The organism is Streptomyces sp. NPDC018263 (assembly GCF_055562575.1).
This window is the reverse complement of sequence record NZ_JBVHFA010000003.1, coordinates 495,566-516,719: the sequence shown is the minus strand read 5'-3', so window position 1 is coordinate 516,719 and position 21,154 is coordinate 495,566. Positions and strand designations below refer to the sequence as shown.

The window sequence follows — 21,154 nt, the reverse complement described above, 5'->3', positions numbered from 1 at the left end:
CGCGACCACCGCTCCCGTACGTACGGGGAGGGGAGGGGCCGCCGTCGCGCGGCACGCGCGCGTGCGCCTCCTTCCACGCGCCACGCGCACCCCTCACCGTCACCGGGCTCAGCACCGGATCTCGCTCAAGAGCGGAGTTTCCCCAGCATGCAGATCTCCCGTACCGCCTCCCGTGTCACCGCCGCCGTCGCCGTGGCGGGCGCGGCCGTCCTCGCCGTGTCGGCCCCCGCCTTCGCGCACGTCACCGTCCAGCCGGAGGGCGCGGCGGCCAAGGGCGGCTACGCCACGGTCGACTTCAAGGTGCCCAACGAGCGCGACAACGCCTCCACCACCAAGCTCGAGGTCAACCTCCCCGCCGACCACCCGCTGGCCTCCGTCATGCCGCAGCCGGTGCCGGGCTGGAGCGTGAAGGTGACCAAGTCCAAGCTGGACAAGCCGCTCACCGTGCACGGCGAGAAGATCGGCGAGGCCGTCACCAAGGTCACCTGGACCGCCGACGGCAAGGGCATCCAGCCGGGTTACTTCCAGAAGTTCCCGCTCTCGCTGGGCGCGCTGCCCGAGGACGCCGACCAGCTCGTCTTCAAGGCGATCCAGACGTACTCCAACAAGGAGGTCGTCCGCTGGATCGAGGTGCCGCAGGAGGGCCAGGACGAGCCGGAGAACCCGGCCCCGACGCTGGCGCTGTCCGCCGCGACCGACGACCACCACGGCACGGCGGCCGCCGCCGCCGGTGACGACGCCAAGGGCGGTGCCGATGGCGATGCCGCCGACGCCCACCAGGAGGCGGCCGCCGACTCCGACGGCACCGACACCACCGCCCGGGTGCTGGGCGTCGTCGGCATCGTGATCGGCGTCGCGGGCGTGGGCTACGGCGTCCTCGCCGGCCGCCGCCGCACCGCCTGACCCTCACCTCATCCGTGTGCGCCGGGGTCGTGCCCGCCCGGTACGGCCCCGGCGCACACGGGAGTTCTCGAACCCTGGGACATCTCTCCATGCTCTCTCCGCGCAAGAAGACGCTGGCCGCGGCCGCGCTGCTGGCCACCGCCGCCTTCACCCTGTCCGCCTGCGGCAGCGGTGACGACTCCTCCTCGCCCGTCTCCGTGGTCTCCGAGGAGGGCGGCTCCGACAAGGCCGCCACCGTCCTCGACCAGCCCTTCGCCAAGCCCGACCTGGTCCTCACCGACACCCACGGCAAGAAGTACGACCTGCGGGCCGAGACCAAGGGCCACCCGACGCTCGTCTACTTCGGCTACACCCACTGCCCCGACGTGTGCCCCACGACGATGAGCAACATCGCCGTCGCCATGAAGGCGCTGCCCAAGGCGGAGCAGGACGACCTGCGGGTCGTCTTCGTCACCACCGATCCCGGCCGCGACACCCCGGCCGAGCTGGGCACCTGGCTCAAGAGCATCGACCCGCGCTTCACCGGTCTGACCGGCGACTTCTCCACCATCCAGGCGGGCGCCCGCTCGCTCGGCATCTCGGTCGAGCCGACCAGCAAGGACAAGAACGGCAAGACCGTCTCCGTCCACGGCACCCAGGTCATCGCCTTCTCCCCGAAGACGGACGGCGGCTACGTCCTCTACGGCGAGGAGGCCACCGTCGACGACTGGACCAAGGACCTGCCCGAGCTCGTGCGCGGAGCGAAGCCGTGAAGCGGGCCGCGCTGCCCGTCACCGCCCTCGCCGCCGCGCTCGCCCTCGCGGGCTGCGGCTCCGGACAGGGGGCCGGCGAGCCCGAGCTGTCGGTGAGCGCCACCTACATGCCCCAGCCGGTCGCCGCCGACATGGCGGCGGGCTTCCTCACCGTCACCAACAAGGGGGGCGAGCAGGACGAGCTGACCTCGGTCAGCAGCGACATCGGCCGGGTCACCATGCACAGCACCAGCGGCGGCACCATGGCCGAGCGCACCTCCTTCGCGGTGCCCGCGCACGGCCGGCTCGTCTTCAAAAGCGGCGGCAACCACCTGATGTTCGAGCAGCTCAAGCAGAAGCCGCGCCAGGGCCAGACCGTCACGCTCAAGCTGGGCTTCGCCCGGTCCGGTCCGCTCACCGTCGAGATGCCGGTGCGGTCAGCCACGTACAACCCGTCGACCGGACACTGAGGGAGGGACCACCTTGACGCGGACCATCACCCCCCGGCTGCGCACCCTGGTACTGCTGCTCCTCGCCGTCACCGGCGTGCTGTTCGCGGGCGCGGCGCCCGCCTCGGCGCACGCCGCGCTGACCGGCAGCGACCCCGCGCAGGGGGTGGTGGTCGACCGGGCGCCCTCCCAGATCTCGCTCACCTTCTCCGAGCAGGTGGCGATGGGCGACAACTCGCTGCGCGTGCTCGACCCCAAGGGCAAGCCGGTCCAGTCCGGCAAGCCGGCGAACGTCAGCGGCACCACCTACGCGGTACGGCTGCACGCCGGGCTGGCGGACGGCACGTACACCGTCGCCTACCAGGTCGTCTCGGCCGACAGCCACCCCGTCGCCGGGGCCTACACCTTCTCCATCGGCGCGCCCTCGCGCACGGTCGTCTCCGACACGGGGGCGGGAGCGGGCGGCGGCGCCGTGGGCGGGCTGTACGCCGCCGGGCGGTACCTCTCCTACGCGGGCTTCATCGTGCTGGCCGGCGGCGCCGCCTTCGTGCTGGCCTGCTGGCGGCAGGGCGCGGGTGTACGGGCCCTGCAGCGGCTCGTGGTCGGGGGCTGGCTCACGCTCACCGCGGCCACGCTGGGACTGCTGCTGCTCCGGGGCTCGTACACCTCCTCCGGCAAGTTCGGGGACGTCTTCGACCTCGATCTGCTGGGGCAGGTGCTTCAGACCAAGACCGGGGCCGCGCTGGTCTCCCGGCTGTTGCTGCTCGCCGCCGCCGCGCTGTTCGTCGCGGTGCTCTTCGGGACCTACGCGCGGCGGGAGGAAGAGGAGGGCACCGACGAGGACGCGGCCGCCGAGCGGCGTGACCTCGGCTTCGGGCTCGCCATCGGCGGAGTCGTCGTCGCGGCCGGGCTCGCTGCGAGCTGGGCGATGGCCGAGCACGCGTCCACCGGGCTCCAGCCGGGCGTCGCCATGCCGGTCGACATCGTGCATCTGCTCGCCGTCGCCTGCTGGTTCGGCGGACTGACCGCCCTGCTCGTCGCCCTGTACCGGGCCCCCGCCGACACCCCCCTCGGCACGGACGCCGTCCGCCGCTTCTCTCGCCTCGCCTTCGGCTCCGTCGTCGCCCTGGTCGCCACGGGCGTCTACCAGTCCTGGCGCCAGCTCGGCTCCTGGTCGGCCTTCACGGACACGCGCTACGGCCAGTTGCTGCTGATCAAGCTGGGTCTCGTGGCGGTCATGATCGGACTGGCGTGGATCTCCCGGCGGTGGACGGGGCGGCTGGCGGACGGGGGCACGGCTGAGGCTGGGCCCGAGGCAGGGGCGGATACCGCGCGGCCCGAGGCCCGGGCACCCGCCGTCGTGACCATGCCGGTCGGTACCGACCCCGGTCGGGCCGCGCAGCTTGCCCGGCAGCGGGTTGCTGTTGAGGCCGCGCGGCGCAAGCGGGTGCGGGATGCCGATCCGGGTCGGGCCGGGCTGCGTCGGTCGGTGCTGGCGGAGGCCGGTGTCGCGGTCGTGCTGCTCGCGGTGACCACCGCGCTCACGCAGACCGAGCCGGGCCGTACCGAGCAGGAGGCCAGAGCGGCCACCGCCCCGGCCGCGAGTTCACCGGCCGACACCTCCGGCGCCCTCACCCTCGACATGCCGTTCGACACCGGCGGCAAGAACGGCAAGGGCCTGGTCCGCATCGACCTCGACCCGGCCCGCGTAGGCGCCAACGAGATGCACCTGTACGTCCAGCGCCCCGACGGCCGCCCGTACGACATCCCCGAGGTGAAGGTCGCCCTCACCCTGAAGGCCAAGAAGATCGGTCCGCTCCCCGTGGCCCCGGAACACATCACCACCGGCCACTGGGCGGCGAGCGGTGTCCAGGTCCCCATGGCGGGCGACTGGGAGGTCGCCGTCACCGTACGGACCTCCGACATCGACCAGGTGACCGTCTCCAAGAACGCGCAGATCGGCTGAACCGCACCATGCCCGACCCGTCCGTCCCCCAGGCCCGCACTCCACAAGCCGCACAGCCCGCCCCCGAGCAGAACCGGGGCGTCTCCCGCCGCACCCTGCTCGGCACCGCCGGGGCCACCGGCCTCGTGCTCGGCGCGGCGGGCGGCGCCGTGGGGTACGCCGCCGCGCCCGCCCCGGCCACCCCGCTCACCTCGATCGGCACGAACCGCGCGATGTTTCACGGGAAACATCAGCCCGGCATCACCGACGCGCTCCAGGCCCACGGCCATCTCGTCGCCTTCGATCTGAAGCCGGGCGCGGGCCGCAAGGAGGCGGCAGCCCTGCTGCGCCGCTGGTCGGCGGCGGCCGAGCGGCTGATGGCGGGCGAGCCGGCCCCGCACGAGGACACCGACGTGGCCCGCGACGCCGGGCCCTCCTCGCTGACCGTCACCTTCGGCTTCGGGCACAGCTTCTTCGCCCGCACCGGACTGGAGAAGCAGCGGCCGGCCGCGCTGGACCCGCTGCCCGACTTCTCCGCCGACCACCTCGACAAGAAGCGCGGCGAGGGCGACCTCTGGGTGCAGATCGGCGCCAATGACGCGCTGGTCGCCTTCCACGCGCTGCGCACGCTGCAGAAGGAGGCGGGCGACGCGGCCCGCGTCCGCTGGCAGATGAACGGCTTCAACCGCTCACCGGGTACCACCGCGCACGCCCTGACCACGCGCAACCTGATGGGCCAGATCGACGGCACCCGCAATCCCAAGCCCGCCGAGCCGGACTTCGACCGGCGGATCTTCGTACCCGCGTCGGGCGAGCCCGCGTGGATGGCGAACGGCTCCTACGCCGTCGTCCGCCGCATCCGCATGCTGCTGGACGACTGGGAGAAGCTGGCGCGCCCGGCGCAGGAGGCGGTGATCGGCCGCCGCAAGTCGGACGGCGCCCCGCTGTCCGGCGGCCACGAGACCACGCCGATGGACCTGGAGAAGGCGGACGCGCAGGGCGAGTACGTCGTCCCGCTGAACGCGCACGCCCGGATCACCCGGCCCGACCAGAACGGCGGGGCGGCGATGCTGCGCCGCCCGTTCTCCTTCCACGACGGCTTCGACGCGGACGGCACCCCCGATGCCGGGCTGCTCTTCATCTGCTGGCAGGCCGACCCGCTGCGCGGCTTCGTACCGGTGCAGCGCAAGCTCGACCGGGGCGACGCGCTGTCGCGCTATCTGCGGCACGAGGCCAGCGGACTGTTCGCGGTGCCGGGCGGCGCGGCGGAGGGCGAGTACGTCGGGCAACGGCTGCTGGAGGGCTGACCAGGCATTCCGGCGCCCTTTTCGCAGGCGTCCGGGATCGAAACCACCCGGAAGGGTGGCGGTGATGAGACGGTCGGGCCGGGTCGGCGCAGGGCCATTAGGGTGAGGGCATGCCAGCGAGCTACGCGTATCTCGGTCCCGAAGGCACCTTCACCGAAGTCGCCCTCCGTACTCTCCCGGAGGCCGCGACCCGCGAGCTGATCCCGTACGTCTCGGTGCAGTCCGCGCTGGACGCGGTGCGCGCCGGCGAGGCGGAGGCCGCGTTCGTGCCGATCGAGAACTCGGTAGAGGGCGGGATCACCACCACCCTGGACGAGCTGGTCGCGGGCGAGCCGCTCATGATCTACCGCGAGGTGCTGCTGTCGATCACCTTCGCGCTGCTGGTCCGGCCGGGCACGAAGCTGGCCGACATCAAGACGGTCACCGCCCACCCCGCCGCCCAGCCGCAGGTCCGCAACTGGCTGCGCGCCCATCTCCCCGACGCCCTGTGGGAGTCGGCCGCCTCCAACGCGGACGGCGCCCGCCTGGTCCAGGAGGGCCGCTACGACGCGGCCTTCGCGGGCGAGTTCGCGGCGGCGCGGTACGGCCTGGTGCCGCTGGAGACGGACATCCACGACGCGGAGAACGCGCAGACCCGGTTCGTGCTGGTGGGCAGGCCCGCCCGGCCCGCGGCGCCGACCGGTGCCGACAAGACCTCGGTGGTGCTGTGGCAGCGGGAGGACCACCCCGGCGCCCTGCGTGATCTGATCGACGAGTTCGCCACCCGCGGTATCAACCTGATGCTGCTCCAGTCCCGGCCGACCGGCGAGGGCATCGGAAACTACTGCTTCTGCGTGGACGCCGAGGGGCACATCTCCGACCGGCGGATGGCGGAGGCGCTGATGGGGCTGAAGCGGGTCTGTCTCCAGGTGCGATTCCTGGGTTCCTATCCGCGTGCCGACATCGCGCCGGGGGGCGCCCGGCCCCTGCGGCCCGGCACCTCGGACCAGGAGTTCCTCGCCGCGTCCGACTGGGTGACCCGCTGCCAGGACGGCCGTTTCTAGCGCTCTTCGTTATCCACAGAAGTTATCCACAGGTCCGCTTCTCTACCTGGGGACAAGTCGACAACAAGGCCCACCGGATCGACAAATCGGCCCACAGCCCGCAGGTGCATTCAGCCCAGTCCGGATCACCCTTCGTCCACCTGTTTCCATCGATTCAGCTTTTGGGACGACCACTTTCCACTCGAAAGTGGTTATCCAGGGAGTTTGAACCGGGAATTCCTCGGGAGACAACACACTCGGAATGATCAATTCCGAAATCCACAGTCACTCCACACAGCCTGTGGATAACTTTTCCCAGGGTGTGGATGCGCACGGCAGCCCTGGGCGCACCCCGGGTATACGGGTCCCGGCCGGTCCGCGCACACCGGTAGCCTGGGGCCTGTGATTGACCTTCGCCTGCTTCGTGAGGACCCTGACCGTGCGCGCGCCTCCCAGCGTGCTCGTGGAGAGGACGTCGCGCTCGTCGACTCCCTCCTGTCTGCCGACGAGCGGCGCAGGTCATCGGGTGTCCGCTTCGACGAGCTGCGCGCCGAGCAGAAGCAGCTCGGCAAGCTGATCCCCAAGGCCACTCCCGAGGAGCGGGCCGAGCTGCTCAGCCGTGCCGAGCAGCTCAAGGCCGACGTCAAGGCGGCCGACGCCGAGCGCGACGAGGCCGACGCGGAGACCCAGCGCCTGCTGCTCGGGCTCGGCAACCTGGTCCACCCCGCCGTCCCGGTCGGTGGCGAGGAGGACTTCGTCACCCTGGAGACGCACGGCGAGATCCGCGACTTCGACGCCGAGGGCTTCACGCCCAAGGATCACCTCGAACTCGGCCAGATCCTCGGCGCGATCGACACCGAGCGCGGCGCCAAGGTCTCCGGCTCCCGGTTCTACTTCCTCACCGGCGTCGGCGCCCTGCTGGAGCTGGCCCTGGTCAACGCGGCCATCGCGCAGGCCACCGCGGCCGGCTTCACCCCGATGCTGACCCCGGCGCTGGTCCGCCCCCAGTCCATGGCGGGCACCGGCTTCCTCGGCCAGGCCGCGCAGGACGTGTACCACCTCGACAAGGACGACCTGTACCTGGTCGGCACCTCCGAGGTGGCGCTCGCCGCGTACCACATGGACGAGATCATCGACGCGGACCGGCTGCCGCTGCGCTACGCCGGGTTCTCCCCCTGCTTCCGCCGCGAGGCCGGTTCGCACGGCAAGGACACCCGCGGCATCTTCCGGGTCCACCAGTTCGACAAGGTGGAGATGTTCTCCTACGTCGCCCCGGAGGACTCCGAGGCCGAGCATCAGCGCCTGCTGGACTGGGAGAAGCAGTGGCTGACCTCGCTGGAGCTGCCGTTCCGCGTGATCGACGTGGCCACCGGTGACCTGGGCTCCTCCGCCGCCCGCAAGTTCGACTGCGAGGCGTGGATTCCGACCCAGGGCAAGTACCGCGAGCTGACCTCGACCTCGGACTGCACCGAGTACCAGTCCCGCCGGCTCCAGATCCGGATGCGCGACGGCAAGCAGGTCCGCCCGCTGGCCACGCTCAACGGCACGCTGTGCGCCGTACCGCGCACCATCGTGGCGATCCTGGAGAACCACCAGCAGCCCGACGGCTCGGTCCGTGTCCCCGAGGTCCTGCGCCCCTACCTGGGCGGACGGGAAGTCCTGGAGCCGGTCGCCAAGTGAGCAACCCCTTCCCGTACGGGCTGGTCGCGACCGACCTGGACGGCACGCTGCTGCGCGGCGACGAGACGATCTCGCCGCGCACCCGTGAGGCGCTCGCCGCCGCCACGGCCGCGGGTGCCGCGCACATCGTCGTCACCGGCCGGGCGGTGCCCTGGACCCGGCACATCCTGGACGACCTCGGCTACCAGGGCCTCGCCGTCTGCGGCCAGGGCGCCCAGGTCTACGACGCCGGTCAGCACCGGCTGCTGACCTCGGTGACGCTGGACCGGCAGTTGGCGGGGGTGGCGCTGGCCAAGATCGAGGCCGAGGTGGGCCCGCTGTACCTGGCGGCGAGCCGGGACGGCCTGGACGGCGAGGTCATGGTGGGCCCCGGTTACGCGGTCACCGGGCGGCTGCCGGCCAAGGCGTTCACGGACGCGGCCGACCTGTGGGAAGCCCCGCTGAACAAGATCTACATCCAGCATCCGACGCTCTCCACGGACGAGCTGGCGGACGCGGCCTCGCGCGCGGCGGGCGGTTTCGTCACCGTCGTCATGGCGGGCGAGGGCATCGTGGAGCTGCTCCCGCTCGGACTGTCCAAGGCGACGGGTCTGTCGCTGGCGGCCCGGCGGCTGAAGCTGAAGGCGGCCGACACGATCGCCTTCGGTGACATGCCGAACGACGTGCCGATGTTCGCCTGGGCCGCGCACGGCGTGGCCATGGCCAACGCCCACGCGGATCTCAAGGCCGTGGCCGACGAGGTGACCGCCTCCCACGAGGAGGACGGCATCGCGCTGGTGCTGGAGCGACTGCTCGGCTGAGAGGCAGGGCGCGACCGGGTCGGGCCCTGCCTCTCAGCCGGTTCTCCGGGTGGGCGGCCCACGCGAGAGCGACATCGCGTGCTCGAAGCGGCCGCCCCGGACGGTCCGTGTGCGGGAGCGGGCTCGACGGTGGAGCAACCGCACCGGAGCCCGCCCGGACCGTCCTCACGGAAGCCGGACATGGCGTCGTCCGGCTCCGCTCCCGGTACGGGGGCGCGCCGGGCTCCGTGAACCCGGCGTCGGCTTCTCCACTGTGCCCCCGCCCGGAAGCCCGGCGCCAGCGAATTAACCCCGGCGCGGGCGGACGGCTCGGAGGTCTCGGCGGCCCGGACGAAGTCCTCGTCCGGTTCGACGCCGTCCCAGGGGCCGGGCGCCGTCTCCCCGTCCCCGGCGGGCCGCTCCCGCACCATGGGCGTCCTCCTCGCCGTACGTCCGGCTTACCACCGGTGTGCCCGGACGGGGACGAGGGCCCCGTCAAGGCACCCGCTACTCCTCGCCCGCCAGGGTCAAGGCGCGCAGCCGCTGCCCCGCGTACCAGGTGGCGGCGACGGTGACCACGACCAGCAGGGCGGTGGCCGCGGGGAGGCCGACGTCGGAGGTGATCAGGTTGCTGCCGACCACCTTGTGCGCGACGGCGAGCGACCACTGCTGGACGCTCAGGGTGCGGGCGCCGGAGACCAGGGAGCCGAACAGGGCCTCCCAGACCAGGGCGTAGACCAGGCCGAAGACCACCGCGTGCCGCGAGACCGTGCCGAGCAGCAGGAACAGTGCCGAGTAGGCGATGGACGCGACCAGGGCGGCGACCGTGTAGGCGACGGCGACCTGCTGGCCGTTGCCGTTGAGGATCAGGCCCGCGATCAGGGTGGGCAGCGCGGAGAACACCATGGTCACCGCGATGGCGACGATCAGCTTGGTGAAGATGATCGTCGGCCGCTTCAGCGGCTTGGACAGCAGATAGACCACGGAGCCGTCGTCGATCTCCGGACCGATCGCGCCGGTGCCCGCGATGACACCGATGATCGGCACCATGGTGGCGAGCGCGAACCCGCCGAGCACGTCGGCGGCGACCTGGTCGTCCGCCCCGGTCAGCAGGCGGACGGCCACCGAGATCACGATGAGCAGCAGGGGCAGGGCGCCGAGGACGAGGGCCCGGCGGCGGCCGAGCAGGGCCCGGTAGGTGAGCCGGGCGACTGTGGGGTCGTACATCTTCGGCCTCCTACGCCGCGACGAGATACGAGAAGACGGACTCCAGGGACTCGTCCGAGGGCGAGACCGTGAGGAGCCGGATGCCCTGGTCACTGGCGACCTTGGGCAGCAGCGTGGTGAAGCGGCCGAAGTCGACGGCCTGGACGACCAGCCCGCCCTCGACGGCGTCGACCTCGATGCCCGCGGTGGACGGGTCGGCGATCAGCGCGGCCGCGAGGGCGCGGTCGTCGCTGGAGCGCACCAGGTAGCGGTGCGGGCGGTCGGTCATCAGGCGGCGGATCTTGCGGAAGTCGCCGCTGGCCGCGTGCCGTCCGGCGACGACGACCTCGATGTGCCGGGCGAGCTGCTCGACCTCCTCCAGGATGTGCGAGGAGAACAGCACGGTACGGCCCTCGTCGCCCATGGCGCGCAGCAGCTCCATCAACTGCAGCCGCTGGCGCGGGTCCATGCCGTTGAAGGGCTCGTCGAGCAGCAGCAGCGAGGGGTCGTGGACGAGCGCGGACGCCATCTTCACGCGCTGGCGCATGCCCTTGGAGTAGGTGGAGATCTTCCGGTCCTGGGCGTGCTCCATCTCCACGGTGGCCAGGGCGCGCTGGGCGGCCTTGGCCCCGAGGCCGTGCAACTCGGCGTTGGCGACGACGAATTCGCGGCCGGTGAGGAAGTCGTACATCGCCTCGCGCTCGGGGACGATGCCGATGTGCTGGTAGACCTTCTCGTTGCGCCACACCGGCCGGCCGTCGAGGGTGACGGTGCCGGTGGAGGGGGCGAGGAAGCCGCCCATCATGTTGATGAGGGTGGACTTGCCCGCGCCGTTGGGGCCGAGGAGGCCGGTGACGCCGGGGCCGATGGTCATGGTGATGTCGTTGACGGCGACCACGTTGCCGAACCAGCGGGAGACGTGGTCGATCTGGAGCGTTGTCACAGGCCCACCTTCTTGTAGCGGCGCACGAGGAGGCCGTAGCTCGCGGCGATCAGGCCGAGGACGACGATCAGGTAGACGAATCCCTCACCGGTGGACGGGCCCACCCCGCCGGGGAAGGACGACGTACCGCCGAGCAGCGCCGACTGGACGCCGTCGATCAGGGTGACCGGGGAGAACAGCCCGATCCACGGCACCGAGCCGCTGTTGCCCTGGGTGTCGGCGATGGCCTGGAGGGTGGAGACGGCCCCGTAGGAGATGGTCATGACGGCGATGACGGCGGCGATGCCGAAGCCGCGGCGCGGGGTGACGGCGGCGATGACCAGGCCGATCCCGGCGAACAGCAGGGAGAGCAGGGCCACCGTGACCAGTCCCTGGCCGAACTTCTCGCTCTGGTGGGCCACGCCCATCTTGGCGAGCAGCGAGCCCACGAAGAGCACGAGCAGCGGGCCGCCGGTGAGGATGAACAGGGCCGAGGCGAGCGCCGCGAACTTGGCGAGCACGTAGTCGGCGGTCTCGATGGGCCGCGAGAAGTACAGCGGGACCGTCTTGAAGCGCAGGTCGCGGGAGACGGACTGCGGCGCCTGGGAGGCCACGAACAGGCTGATCACGGCCTGCATGATGATCGCGTACCGGCTGTAGGGGACCGGCAGGTCGTGCGCCTTGGTGGTCACCGCGACGGCGACCATGATGGCGGCCGGCACGCACATCACCGCGAACAGCAGCATCGGCAGCACCTTGGACTTGGCCGAGCGGCCGAGTCCGTAGGCGCCGCGCAGGGACTGCGAGTACAGCGAGCGGCGGGCGTAGGCGCGGCCGAGACGGGGGCCGTCGTAGCCCCGGTAGCCGATGTCGTGGATGCGGGACTGGTCGCCCGAGGGCGCCGGTGCCGTGGGGACGGGCTGGTCAACCGCCATGGCCGACTGCCTCCTTCCGCTGCTCGTCACGGGTGAACACCTCGGAGATGTGGTGGCGCCGCTGTTCCATCCGGACCAGGCCGAGGCCGAGTCCGGCGACGGTGTCGCGCACCAGGTCGTACGTCTCCTCGCCCTGCGCGGTGAGCAGCAGGATGTGGCCGGCGCCGGGCAGGCCGCCGCCGTCGTCGTGGGTGTCGATGCCGCGCGCGTGCAGCGCCTCGCGCAGGGCGCGGGTGCCGTCGGGGTGGGTGTCGCTGTCGGTGACCTCGACGGCCAGCGTGGTGGTGCTCTGGGTGAAGTCGGTGGTGGAGCTGGACCGCAGCAGCTTGCCGCCGTCGACGACCACGACGTGGTCGCAGGTGCGCTCCAGCTCGCCCAGCAGGTGGGAGGTGACCAGGACCGAGATGCCGAAGTCGGTGTGGATGCGGCGGATCAGGCCGAGCATCTCGTCCCGGCCGACCGGGTCGAGGCCGTTGGTCGGCTCGTCCAGGAAGACCAGCCGGGGGTCGTGCACCAGGGCCTGGGCGAGCTTGACCCGCTGTTTCATGCCGGTCGAGTAGCCGCCGATGGGGCGGTAGCGCTCCTCGTACAGCCCGACGTGGCGCAGGGTGTCGGCGGTGCGCTCGCGGGCCGCGGTCGGCGGCAGGCCGGACATGCGCGCCATGTGCACGACGAACTCGGTGGCCGAGACGTCGGGCGGCAGGCAGTCGTGCTCCGGCATGTAGCCGACGCGCTCGCGGATGGCGGCGCCCTCGGTCGCCACGTCGAGGCCGAGCACGGCGGCGCGGCCCTCGGTGGCGGGGGACAGACCCAGCAGGATCTTGATCAGGGTGGACTTGCCGGCGCCGTTGGCACCGACGAGTCCCGTCACACCGGGTCCGATGTCCACGGACAGCCGGTCGAGCGCGGTCACCCGGGGGAACCGCTTGCTCAGGCTCTCGGTCACGATCACAGTCACGTCCCCGACGGTAGTGACGTGGGGCACGCGGGTCGTCAGACCACAGAGCCGTCTTGGGGTCCGTCTCGGGTAGTACGGGGCCCTAGGGGGCGGGGACCCGAGCCTTCCTATTGACGCCATCTCTAACAACTGCCACATTCGCTGAACGGAAGCGGACGGAGTGTCGGACGGATGCGGGCGGAGGACAAGTGACGCTGAAGGACGCGCGTGAGCGGCGGGTGCGCACCGGCGGGATCGACCTGTGCGTGGCCGAACTGGGCGATCCGGGGCGCCCCACCGTGATGCTGGTGCACGGCTACCCGGACAGCAAGGAGGTTTGGTCCGAGGTGGCCGCCCGCCTGGCGGACGACTTCCACGTGGTGCTCTACGACGTGCGCGGCCACGGCCGTTCGACCGCGCCGAAGCCGCTGCGCGGCGGCTTCACCCTGGCCAAGCTGACGGACGACTTCCTCGCGGTGGCCGACGCGGTGAGCCCGGACCGCCCGGTGCACCTGGTCGGGCACGACTGGGGCTCGGTGCAGTCCTGGGAGTTCGTGACGGTCGAGCGGACACGGGGCCGCATCGCCTCGTTCACCTCCATGTCGGGCCCCTCGCTGGACCACTTCGGCCACTGGATCGACGCCCGCGTGAAACGCCCGACCCCCCGCCGGGTGGGCCAACTCCTCGGCCAGGGCGCCAAGTCCTGGTACGTGTACCTGCTGCACACGCCGGTGCTGCCGGAGCTGGCCTGGCGCGGGCCGCTGGGCAAGCGGTGGCCGAAGCTGCTGGAGCGGGCCGAGAAGGTGCCGGCCGGTGACTACCCGACGGCCTCACTGCCCTCGGACGCGGCCCGCGGCGCCTGGCTCTACCGGGACAACGTCCGCCCCCGGCTGCGCCACCCCCGCCCGGACGCCGTCGCACACGTGCCGGTGCAGCTCATCACCCCGCAGGGCGACGCGTTCCTCTCCGAGCGGCTCTACGACGACCTGGACCGGTGGGTGCCCCGGCTGACCCGCCGCACCCTCCCGGCCAAGCACTGGGTGCCGCGCACCCGGCCTGATCAACTGGTGCGCTGGATCGCCGAGTTCGTGACCTCCGTGGAGCAGGGTGAGCCCTCGCGGGGCAGTGGTCCTCATGCCGGCCGTTTCGGCGGCCAGTTGGCGCTGGTCACGGGCGCGGGCAGCGGTATCGGGCGCGCGACGGCGCTGGCCCTCGCGGAGGCGGGGGCGCGGGTGGTGGTGGTCGACCGGGACGCCGGGACGGCTGCGCGGACCGCCGAACTGGCCCTGGCGGCGGGCGCTTCGGGCGCCTGGCCGGAGACGGTGGACGTCTCGGACGAGCAGGCCATGGAGAAGCTGGCCGAGCGCGTGCACCGCGAGTACGGCGTGGTGGACGTGCTGGTCAACAACGCGGGGATCGGCGTCTCCGGCTCCTTCTTCACCACCACCCCGGACGACTGGCGCAAGGTGCTGGACGTCAACTTGTGGGGTGTGATCCACGGTTGCCGTCTCTTCGGGGCGCGCATGACGGAGCGGGGGCAGGGCGGCCACATCGTCAACATCGCCTCCGCCGCGGCCTTCCAGCCCTCGCGGGCGCTTCCGGCGTACAGCACGTCGAAGGCGGCGGTGCTGATGCTGTCGGAGTGCCTGCGCGCCGAACTGGCCTCTCAGGACATCGGAGTTACAGCCATCTGCCCCGGCATCGTCAACACCGGCATCACGTCGACGACGCGTTTCACGGGGGTGGACGAGACCGAGGCGCGGCGGCGTCAGGAGCGGTCGTCCCGGCTGTACGGGAAGCGCAACTACCCGCCGGAGAAGGTCGCCAGGGCGATTCTGGACGCGGTGGCGGAGAACCGGGCGGTGGTGCCGGTGACTCCGGAGGCGCGGGGGGCGTATCTGCTGTCGCGGTTTATGCCGGGGGCGCTGCGCAAAGTGGCGCGGGTGGAACCGAAGTTGTGAGTAGGGGGTCGGCAGTGGGCGCTCCATCTGCCGTGAAGCGCGATGAAGTTGATCAACTTGCCTGAAACGGGCGCCGGTTGTCCACAGAATCGCCAAAAAGGCTGTGGATAACAGGCGTTGGCTGTGGATCAAACCTGTTCAGGTAAATCGGCTGCGTGATCCGCGTCTCTCCAGGAGGCTGGGGAGGGGCGGAAAGCGGGCGGAAAACGCGGAGCAGCCCGACAAGAGGGAGATACGAAAAGCACCACATGGGAGAAGACTGAGAAATGGGTACATCGGAAGTAATGGACGACAGACGCACCGTGAAGGTGTCCAAGTACCTCTCGAAGCACCTCCGGCACCAGCCCGAGCGCATCGGACTCACCCTGGACCCGGCGGGCTGGGTGGAGATCGATGTGCTGCTCGCCGCGGCGGCGGCCCACAACTTCCCCGTCACGCGTGCCGAGCTGGACCATGTGGTGGCCGTCAACGACAAGCGGCGCTTCGCCATCGAGGGCGGCAGAATCCGTGCCAGCCAAGGGCACAGCGTCGAGGTGGCGCTCGGTCTGCCCCCGGCCACCCCGCCGCCGTACCTGTACCACGGCACCGTCGCCCGCAGCCTGGACGCGATCCGCGCCGAGGGGCTGCGCCCCATGAACCGGCACGACGTCCATCTCTCGGCCGACCGCGAGACCGCGACCCGGGTGGGCGCCCGGCGCGGCCGGCCCGTCGTCCTCGCCGTCGACGCGGGCGCCATGCACCGCGACGGCCATGTCTTCCATGTCAGCGCGAACGGCGTCTGGCTGACCGACGCCGTCCCGCCGCGCTACCTGCGCTTGTCCGAGCCGCGCTGAGGGCTGGGGTACGCGCCCGCTCAGCCGAGCTGGGCGACGGCCTCGGTGGCGATCTTCTCGAAGACGGCCTGGTCGGCCGCGAAGTCCGAGTCGGCGATGGGCCAGTGGATCACCAGCTCGGTGATACCCAGCGCCGCGTACCGGCCGGCGAAGTCCACGAACGCGTCGACGGACTCCAGCGGACGGGCGCGGTCGGGGGTGAACCCGGTCAGCATGATCTTGTCCAGGCCGGTCACGTCCCGGCCGATCTCCGCGCACGCCTCGGTGAGCCGCCCGATCTGCCGTTCCACCGCCAGCACCGACTGCTCCGGCGTACCGGTCTCGTACAGCTTCGGGTCGCCGGTGGTCACCCACGCCTGCCCGTACCGCGCCGCCAGCCGCAGCCCGCGCGGGCCGGTCGCCGCCACCGCGAACGGCAGCCGGGGCTCCTGCACACAGCCCGGAATGTTGCGCGCCTCGTCCGCCGCGTAATGGTCGCCCGTGTACGACACCGCGTCCTCGGTCAGCAGCCGGTCCAGCAGCGTCACGAACTCCGCGAACCGGTCGGCCCGCTCCCGCGGCGACCACGCCTCCTGCCCGAGCGCCGTCGCGTCGAACCCGGAGCCGCCCGCCCCGATGCCCAGGGTGACCCGGCCGCCGGAGATGTCGTCCAGCGAGATCAGTTCCTTGGCCAGCGTCACCGGGTGCCGGAAGTTCGGCGAGGTCACCAGCGTCCCCAGCCGCAGCCGCTCGGTCACCCCGGCGGCGGCCGTCAGCGTAGGCAGCGCCCCGAACCACGGCCCGTCCCGGAACGACCGCCACGACAGATGGTCGTAGGTGTACGCGGCGTGGAACCCGAGCTCCTCGGCCCGCTGCCATTTCGCCCGTCCCCCCTCGCTCCAGCGGTCGACGGGAAGGATCACGGTACTGAGACGAAGGGCCATGCCGACGAGCCTACGACGCCCGGATGGCCGGCCGGGACCCCGTCCTGAACACATCTGACGCGTACCTGCCCTCATATGTGCCCGCTGCCGCACGGTCGTGCGCGCATATGCGCGAGAATGCTCGGGTGACCTCAGCGACCAGAGAGCCGGGGACCCCGGCCCCCGCACAGCCGTCGGCCCCGTCCGGACGAGGAGGGGGCTCTCTCCCGCCGCGCCTGATCGCCACCGACCTCGACGGCACCCTGCTCCGCGACGACCAGACCGTCTCCCCGCGGACCGTGGCCGCGCTGGCCGCGGCCGAGAAGGCGGGTATCGAGGTCTTCTTCGTCACCGGCCGCCCGGCCCGCTGGATGGACGTCGTCAGCGAGCATGTGCACGGCCACGGCCTGGCGATCTGCGGCAACGGCGCCGCCGTGGTCGACCTGCACGGCGGCCCCGGCGCCCACCGCTTCGTGAAGGTGCGCGAGCTGGCCAGGGAGAACGCCCTGAAGTCCGTCCAACTGCTGCGGGAGGCGGCCCCCGGCACCCTGTTCGCGGTGGAGCAGACCTACGGCTTCCACCAGGAGCCCGCCTATCCCAAGCTGCATCTGGAGGTCCCGGACACCCTGCGGCCCGCCGAGGAACTCCTCGCGCCGGACGGTGTCGCGGCGAGCCAGCCGGTGCTGAAGATCCTGGCCCATCACCCCGACCTCGACCCGGACGCCTTCCTCACCCTGGCCCGGATCGCCATCGGCGGCCACGCCAACGTCACCCGGTCCAGCCCCCGCGCGCTGCTGGAGCTGAGCGGACCCGGCGTCTCCAAGGCCAGCACCCTGGCCCTGTGCTGTGCCGAGCGCGGCATCTCGCACGAGGAGGTCGTCGCCTTCGGCGACATGCCGAACGACATCGAGATGCTGACCTGGGCGGGGCGCTCCTACGCCATGGGCAACGCCCACCCCGACACCCTGGCCGCCGCCACCGCCCGCACCCACGCCAACAACGAGGACGGCGTGGCCCGCGTGATCGAGGACCTGCTCGCCGGACGGGTCTGACCGGCCCGGTCAGAGCACGACGAGGGCCTCCGCCTCGGCCTCACGGCGGGCCATCGCGGCCAGCGGACCGTCCACGGCGAGCAGCTCGGCGTACGGGCCGCGCTGCACCACGCGACCCGCGTCGAGGACGAGCACCTCGTCGACGGCGGCGAGACCGGCGAGCCGGTGCGTGATCAGCAGCGTGGTACGGCCCTCGGTCGCGGCCAGCAGGTCGTCGGTGAGGGCGTCCGCCGTGGGCAGGTCGAGGTGCTCGGCGGGCTCGTCCAGTACCAGCACCGGGAAGTCCGCGAGCAGCGCGCGGGCCAGCGCGAGCCGCTGCCGCTGACCGCCGGAGAGCCGGGCGCCGTGCTCGCCTACGTGGGTGTCCAGGCCCTCGGGGAGCCCGTCCACCCAGTCCAGCAGCCGGGCCCGCAGCAGCACGTCGCGCAGTTCGGCCTCGGTCGCGTCCTTGCGGGCGAGCAGCAGGTTCTCCCGGACGGTGCTGTCGAAGAGGTGGGCGTCCTGGGCACACAGCCCGACCAGCCGCCGCACCTCGTCACCGTCCATCTCGGCCGCGGGCACCCCGGCCAGCGTGTACGTGCCCGAGCCGGGGTCCAGGAAGCGGAGCAGCACCTGGGCGAGGGTGGTCTTGCCGGAGCCCGAGGGGCCGACCACGGCGATCCGGCGGCCCCGTTCCAGCGTGAGGTCGAACCCGTGGAGCGCGTCCCGGTGCTGGTCCTCGTAGCGGGCGGTCAGGTCCTTCACCACGAGCGGGAAAGGCGAGGCGGGGGCCTCGCGCGGCTGCTCGGGCTCATGGACCGGCACCGGGGCGTCCAGCACCTCGTAGACCCGCTCGGCGCTGCGGGCGACCCGCTGCCGGTAGCGGACGGCCAGCGGGAGGCCGAGCACGGCCTCGAAGGCGGCCAGCGGGGTGAGGACGACCACGGCCACCAGCACGCCGTGGATACGGCCCCCGGCCGCGGCGTGCGCGCCGAGCAGCGCGGCGACGGTGACGGTCAGCCCCTGGATCAGCGCGGTCAGGCCGTCGCCCAGCGCCGTGGCCCCGGCCGCGCGGGACGCGATCCGGGTGAGGGTGCCGTCGGCCTGCCGGGTGGCCGCCGTACGCGAGGGCAGTGCCCCGGCGACGGTCAGCTCGGCGGTGCCGGTGAGCAGGTCGGTGACGCGGGTGGCCAGCACGCCCCGGGCGGGGGCCAGCCGGCGTTCCGTGCGCCGGGCGACGGCCGCCGTGATCAGCGGGACGCCGACTCCTGCGAGCAGCAGGCCGACAGCGAGCGCGGCTCCGGCCTCGGGGAGCAGCCAGGCGGTGAAGCCGACCGAGGCGGCGGAGACGACGACCGCGACGCCGGTGGGCAGCAGCCAGCGCAGCCAGTAGTCCTGGAAGGCGTCCACGTCCGCGACGAGCCGGGTGAGCAGATCACCGCGCCGGGTGCCCCGCAGCCCGGCCGGGGCCAGCCGCTCCAGCCGCTTGTAGACGGCGACGCGGGTGTCGGCGAGCATCCGCAGCACGGCGTCGTGCGACACCAGCCGCTCGCTGTACCGGAAGACGGCACGGCCGATGCCGAAGAACCGGGTGGCCGTGACGGCGACCAGCAGATAGAGCACCGGCGGCTGCTGCGAGGCGCGGGAGATCAGCCAGCCGGAGGTCGCCATCAGCCCGACGGCACAGCCGAGGGCGAGGCTGCCCAGCAGCAGGGCGAAGAGCAGCCGGCCGCGCCGGGCGGCGGCCATGGAGCGGACGCGGGCCAGGATGCCGCGCTCGCGGGCCGTCGCCTCCTCGGGCGCGGGCTCGTCCCGGTCGTCGTCGGTCTCGTCCGGTTCGGGGAAGAAGGCTTCACCCCCGGCGGGCTCGGGCACATGCGCGTCGAGCGCGGTGGCGGCCAGTTCGGGGGCGAGTACCTCGGCCGTGACCGGTTCGGGAGCGGCGGCCGGCTCGGACAGCTCCAGCCGCACGACCCGGTCCGCGACCTCCAGCAGGGCGGGCCGGTGCACGACGAGCAGCACGGTGCGGCCGACGGCGAGGCGCCGTACCGCCGCGACGACGTCGGCCTCGGTCGCACCGTCCAGCGCGGCGGTGGGCTCGTCCAGCAGCAGCACCGGCCGGTCGGCGAGGAAGGCGCGGGCCAGGGCGAGCCGCTGCCGCTGACCTGCGGAGAGCCCGGCCCCGTCCTCACCGAGCACGGTGTCCGCACCCGAGGGAAGCGCGTCCACGAATTCCAGCGCACCGGCGTCCGCCAGCGCCTGGCGTACGGCGGTGTCGTCCGCGTCGGCGCGGGCCAGGCGGACGTTCTCCGCGATGCTCCCGGCGTACAGGTGCGGGCGCTGCGGCACCCAGGCGATCCGGGAGCGCCACTCCTCCAGGTCCAGGTCGGCGAGGTCGGCGCCGCCGATGCGGACCTGGCCCTCGGTGGGCCGTACGAAGCCGAGGAGCACGCTCAGCAGGGTGGACTTGCCCGCGCCGCTCGGGCCGATCAGGGCCACGGTCTCGCCGGGTTCCACGGAGAAGGACACGTCGGTGACGGCGTCCGCCGAGCGGCCGGGATAGCGGACGGTCACGGCATCGAAGGCCAGCGAGCCGGCCGGGACGGGCGCGGTGCCGGTGGCCGGGACCGGCGTCTCCAGCACCGCGAAGATCTCCTCGGCGGCCGCCAGCCCCTCCGCCGCGGCGTGGTACTGGGCACCCACCTGGCGCAGCGGGAGGTACGCCTCCGGGGCCAGGATCAGGATGACCAGGCCGATGTACAGGTCCATCCCGCCGTGCACCAGCCGCATGCCGATGGTGACGGCGACCAGGGCGACGGAGAGCGTGGCCAGCAGCTCCAGCGCGAAGGAGGAGAGGAAGGCGATCCGCAGGGTGCGCATGGTGGCGCGGCGGTACTCGCCGGTGATCTTGCGGATGGACTCGGCCTGCGCCTTGGCCCGGCCGAACACCTTCAGCGTGGGCAGCCCCGCGACCACGTCCAGGAAATGCCCGGAGAGCCGGGACAGCAGCGACCACTGGCGGTCCATCCGGGACTGGGTGGCCCAGCCGATCAGCATCATGAAGACCGGGATGAGGGGGAGGGTGGCGACGATGATCGCCGCCGAGACCCAGTCCTCGGTGACGATCCGCGCCAGCACCGCCACCGGGACGACAAGGGCGAGCCCCATCTGCGGGAGGTACCGCGAGAAGTAGTCGTCCAGAGCGTCGACCCCGCGGGTGGCCAGGGTGACCAGCGAGCCGGTGCGCTGGCCGCTCAGCCAGCCGGGACCCAGCACGGCGGCCCGCTCGACCAGCCGCTCCCGCAGCTCGGACTTCACGGCCGCGCTGGCCTTGTGCGCCGCCAGCTCCGTGAGCCAGGAGACCAGCGCCCGCCCACCGGCCACGCCGGCCAGCAGGGCCAGCGGCGTGACCAGGTCACTTGCCGACTTGCCCTGCTGGAAGGCTCCGACCACGACTTCGGCGATCAGCATGGCCTGGGCGATGACCAGGCCGGCGCCGAGCCCGCCCAGCAGGACGACCGCCACGAGGAAGAAGCGCGTGGCACGGGCGTAGCGCAGCAGGCGGGGATCGATCGGTTTCACGTGAAACGTGTCCTTCAGTCCCGAGAGTG

At 72.3% G+C, this 21,154-nt stretch carries 17 protein-coding genes and 1 pseudogene; 11 read left to right on the top strand and 7 right to left on the bottom strand.

Annotated elements, in window-relative coordinates:
- Positions 1 to 147: 147 nt before the first annotated feature.
- From ACZ3HQ_RS11470 to ACZ3HQ_RS11435, 8 genes are all read left to right on the top strand, one after another.
- Positions 148 to 903, top strand: a complete 756-nt coding sequence (locus ACZ3HQ_RS11470) for a YcnI family copper-binding membrane protein (RefSeq protein WP_467509662.1) — start codon at positions 148 to 150, stop codon at positions 901 to 903.
- An 89-nt stretch (positions 904 to 992) separates the two neighbouring features.
- The gene (locus ACZ3HQ_RS11465) at positions 993 to 1,655 is read left to right on the top strand and encodes an SCO family protein (protein WP_467509660.1); all 663 of its coding nucleotides are present in this window, start codon (positions 993 to 995) and stop codon (positions 1,653 to 1,655) included.
- Entirely contained in the window at positions 1,652 to 2,104 is a 453-nt protein-coding gene (locus ACZ3HQ_RS11460; protein ID WP_467509658.1) for a copper chaperone PCu(A)C, read from the top strand. The genes ACZ3HQ_RS11465 and ACZ3HQ_RS11460 overlap by 4 nt, the downstream gene beginning before the upstream one ends.
- Positions 2,105 to 2,117: 13 nt before the next feature.
- Positions 2,118 to 4,049 carry a copper resistance CopC/CopD family protein gene (locus ACZ3HQ_RS11455; protein ID WP_467509656.1) on the top strand — a complete coding sequence of 644 codons (1,932 nt, stop codon included), beginning with the start codon at positions 2,118 to 2,120 and terminating at the stop codon, positions 4,047 to 4,049.
- 8 nt (positions 4,050 to 4,057) lie between these two features.
- On the top strand, positions 4,058 to 5,335 hold the full coding sequence (gene efeB, locus ACZ3HQ_RS11450; RefSeq protein ID WP_467509654.1) for an iron uptake transporter deferrochelatase/peroxidase subunit: 1,278 nt from the start codon (positions 4,058 to 4,060) through the stop codon (positions 5,333 to 5,335).
- A gap of 110 nt (positions 5,336 to 5,445) precedes the next feature.
- The gene (gene pheA, locus ACZ3HQ_RS11445) at positions 5,446 to 6,378 is read left to right on the top strand and encodes a prephenate dehydratase (RefSeq protein ID WP_467509652.1); all 933 of its coding nucleotides are present in this window, start codon (positions 5,446 to 5,448) and stop codon (positions 6,376 to 6,378) included.
- Positions 6,379 to 6,759: 381 nt separating this feature from the next.
- Positions 6,760 to 8,037, top strand: coding sequence for a serine--tRNA ligase (gene serS, locus ACZ3HQ_RS11440; protein WP_135787162.1), 1,278 nt, complete (start codon positions 6,760 to 6,762; stop codon positions 8,035 to 8,037).
- A complete protein-coding gene (locus ACZ3HQ_RS11435) occupies positions 8,034 to 8,837 on the top strand; it encodes an HAD family hydrolase (protein ID WP_467509650.1) in 804 nt (267 codons plus the stop codon). Before serS ends, ACZ3HQ_RS11435 begins: the two co-directional genes overlap by 4 nt.
- 302 nt (positions 8,838 to 9,139) lie before the next feature.
- Here the strand turns inward: ACZ3HQ_RS11435 and ACZ3HQ_RS11430 are convergent.
- The 5 genes and pseudogenes from ACZ3HQ_RS11430 to ACZ3HQ_RS11410 form a co-directional block, all read right to left on the bottom strand.
- Positions 9,140 to 9,247: pseudogene (locus ACZ3HQ_RS11430) on the bottom strand (SCO2583/SCO2584 N-terminal domain-containing protein); the annotation flags it as partial.
- 76 nt (positions 9,248 to 9,323) lie between these two features.
- Positions 9,324 to 10,043 carry an ABC transporter permease subunit gene (locus ACZ3HQ_RS11425; protein WP_031179129.1) on the bottom strand — a complete coding sequence of 240 codons (720 nt, stop codon included), beginning with the start codon at positions 10,041 to 10,043 and terminating at the stop codon, positions 9,324 to 9,326.
- Positions 10,044 to 10,053: 10 nt separating this feature from the next.
- On the bottom strand, positions 10,054 to 10,965 hold the full coding sequence (locus tag ACZ3HQ_RS11420) for an ABC transporter ATP-binding protein (protein ID WP_467509648.1): 912 nt from the start codon (positions 10,963 to 10,965) through the stop codon (positions 10,054 to 10,056).
- Positions 10,962 to 11,879, bottom strand: coding sequence for an ABC transporter permease (locus ACZ3HQ_RS11415; protein ID WP_467509646.1), 918 nt, complete (start codon positions 11,877 to 11,879; stop codon positions 10,962 to 10,964). The genes ACZ3HQ_RS11420 and ACZ3HQ_RS11415 overlap by 4 nt, the downstream gene beginning before the upstream one ends.
- On the bottom strand, positions 11,869 to 12,831 hold the full coding sequence (locus tag ACZ3HQ_RS11410) for an ABC transporter ATP-binding protein (protein ID WP_086689879.1): 963 nt from the start codon (positions 12,829 to 12,831) through the stop codon (positions 11,869 to 11,871). Before ACZ3HQ_RS11410 ends, ACZ3HQ_RS11415 begins: the two co-directional genes overlap by 11 nt.
- A 194-nt stretch (positions 12,832 to 13,025) precedes the next feature.
- Here ACZ3HQ_RS11410 and ACZ3HQ_RS11405 point away from each other — a divergent pair, with 194 nt between their 5' ends.
- Both ACZ3HQ_RS11405 and ACZ3HQ_RS11400 read left to right on the top strand, forming a co-directional pair.
- Positions 13,026 to 14,777: an SDR family oxidoreductase gene (locus ACZ3HQ_RS11405; protein ID WP_467509644.1), complete on the top strand. Its 1,752-nt coding sequence runs from the start codon at positions 13,026 to 13,028 to the stop codon at positions 14,775 to 14,777.
- Between the two features lie 284 nt (positions 14,778 to 15,061).
- A complete protein-coding gene (locus tag ACZ3HQ_RS11400) occupies positions 15,062 to 15,610 on the top strand; it encodes an RNA 2'-phosphotransferase (protein WP_467509642.1) in 549 nt (182 codons plus the stop codon).
- A gap of 20 nt (positions 15,611 to 15,630) precedes the next feature.
- Here ACZ3HQ_RS11400 and ACZ3HQ_RS11395 read toward each other — a convergent pair whose 3' ends face one another.
- Positions 15,631 to 16,533, bottom strand: coding sequence for an LLM class flavin-dependent oxidoreductase (locus ACZ3HQ_RS11395; RefSeq protein ID WP_467509640.1), 903 nt, complete (start codon positions 16,531 to 16,533; stop codon positions 15,631 to 15,633).
- A gap of 107 nt (positions 16,534 to 16,640) precedes the next feature.
- Between ACZ3HQ_RS11395 and ACZ3HQ_RS11390 the strand changes: the two genes are divergently transcribed.
- Positions 16,641 to 17,564, top strand: coding sequence for an HAD family hydrolase (locus ACZ3HQ_RS11390; RefSeq protein WP_467509638.1), 924 nt, complete (start codon positions 16,641 to 16,643; stop codon positions 17,562 to 17,564).
- A 9-nt stretch (positions 17,565 to 17,573) separates the two neighbouring features.
- Here the strand turns inward: ACZ3HQ_RS11390 and cydD are convergent, their stop codons facing one another.
- Positions 17,574 to 21,125 (bottom strand): thiol reductant ABC exporter subunit CydD, encoded by a 3,552-nt coding sequence (gene cydD, locus ACZ3HQ_RS11385; protein WP_467509636.1) that lies wholly within the window; start codon positions 21,123 to 21,125, stop codon positions 17,574 to 17,576.
- Between the last annotated feature and the right edge of the window lie 29 nt (positions 21,126 to 21,154).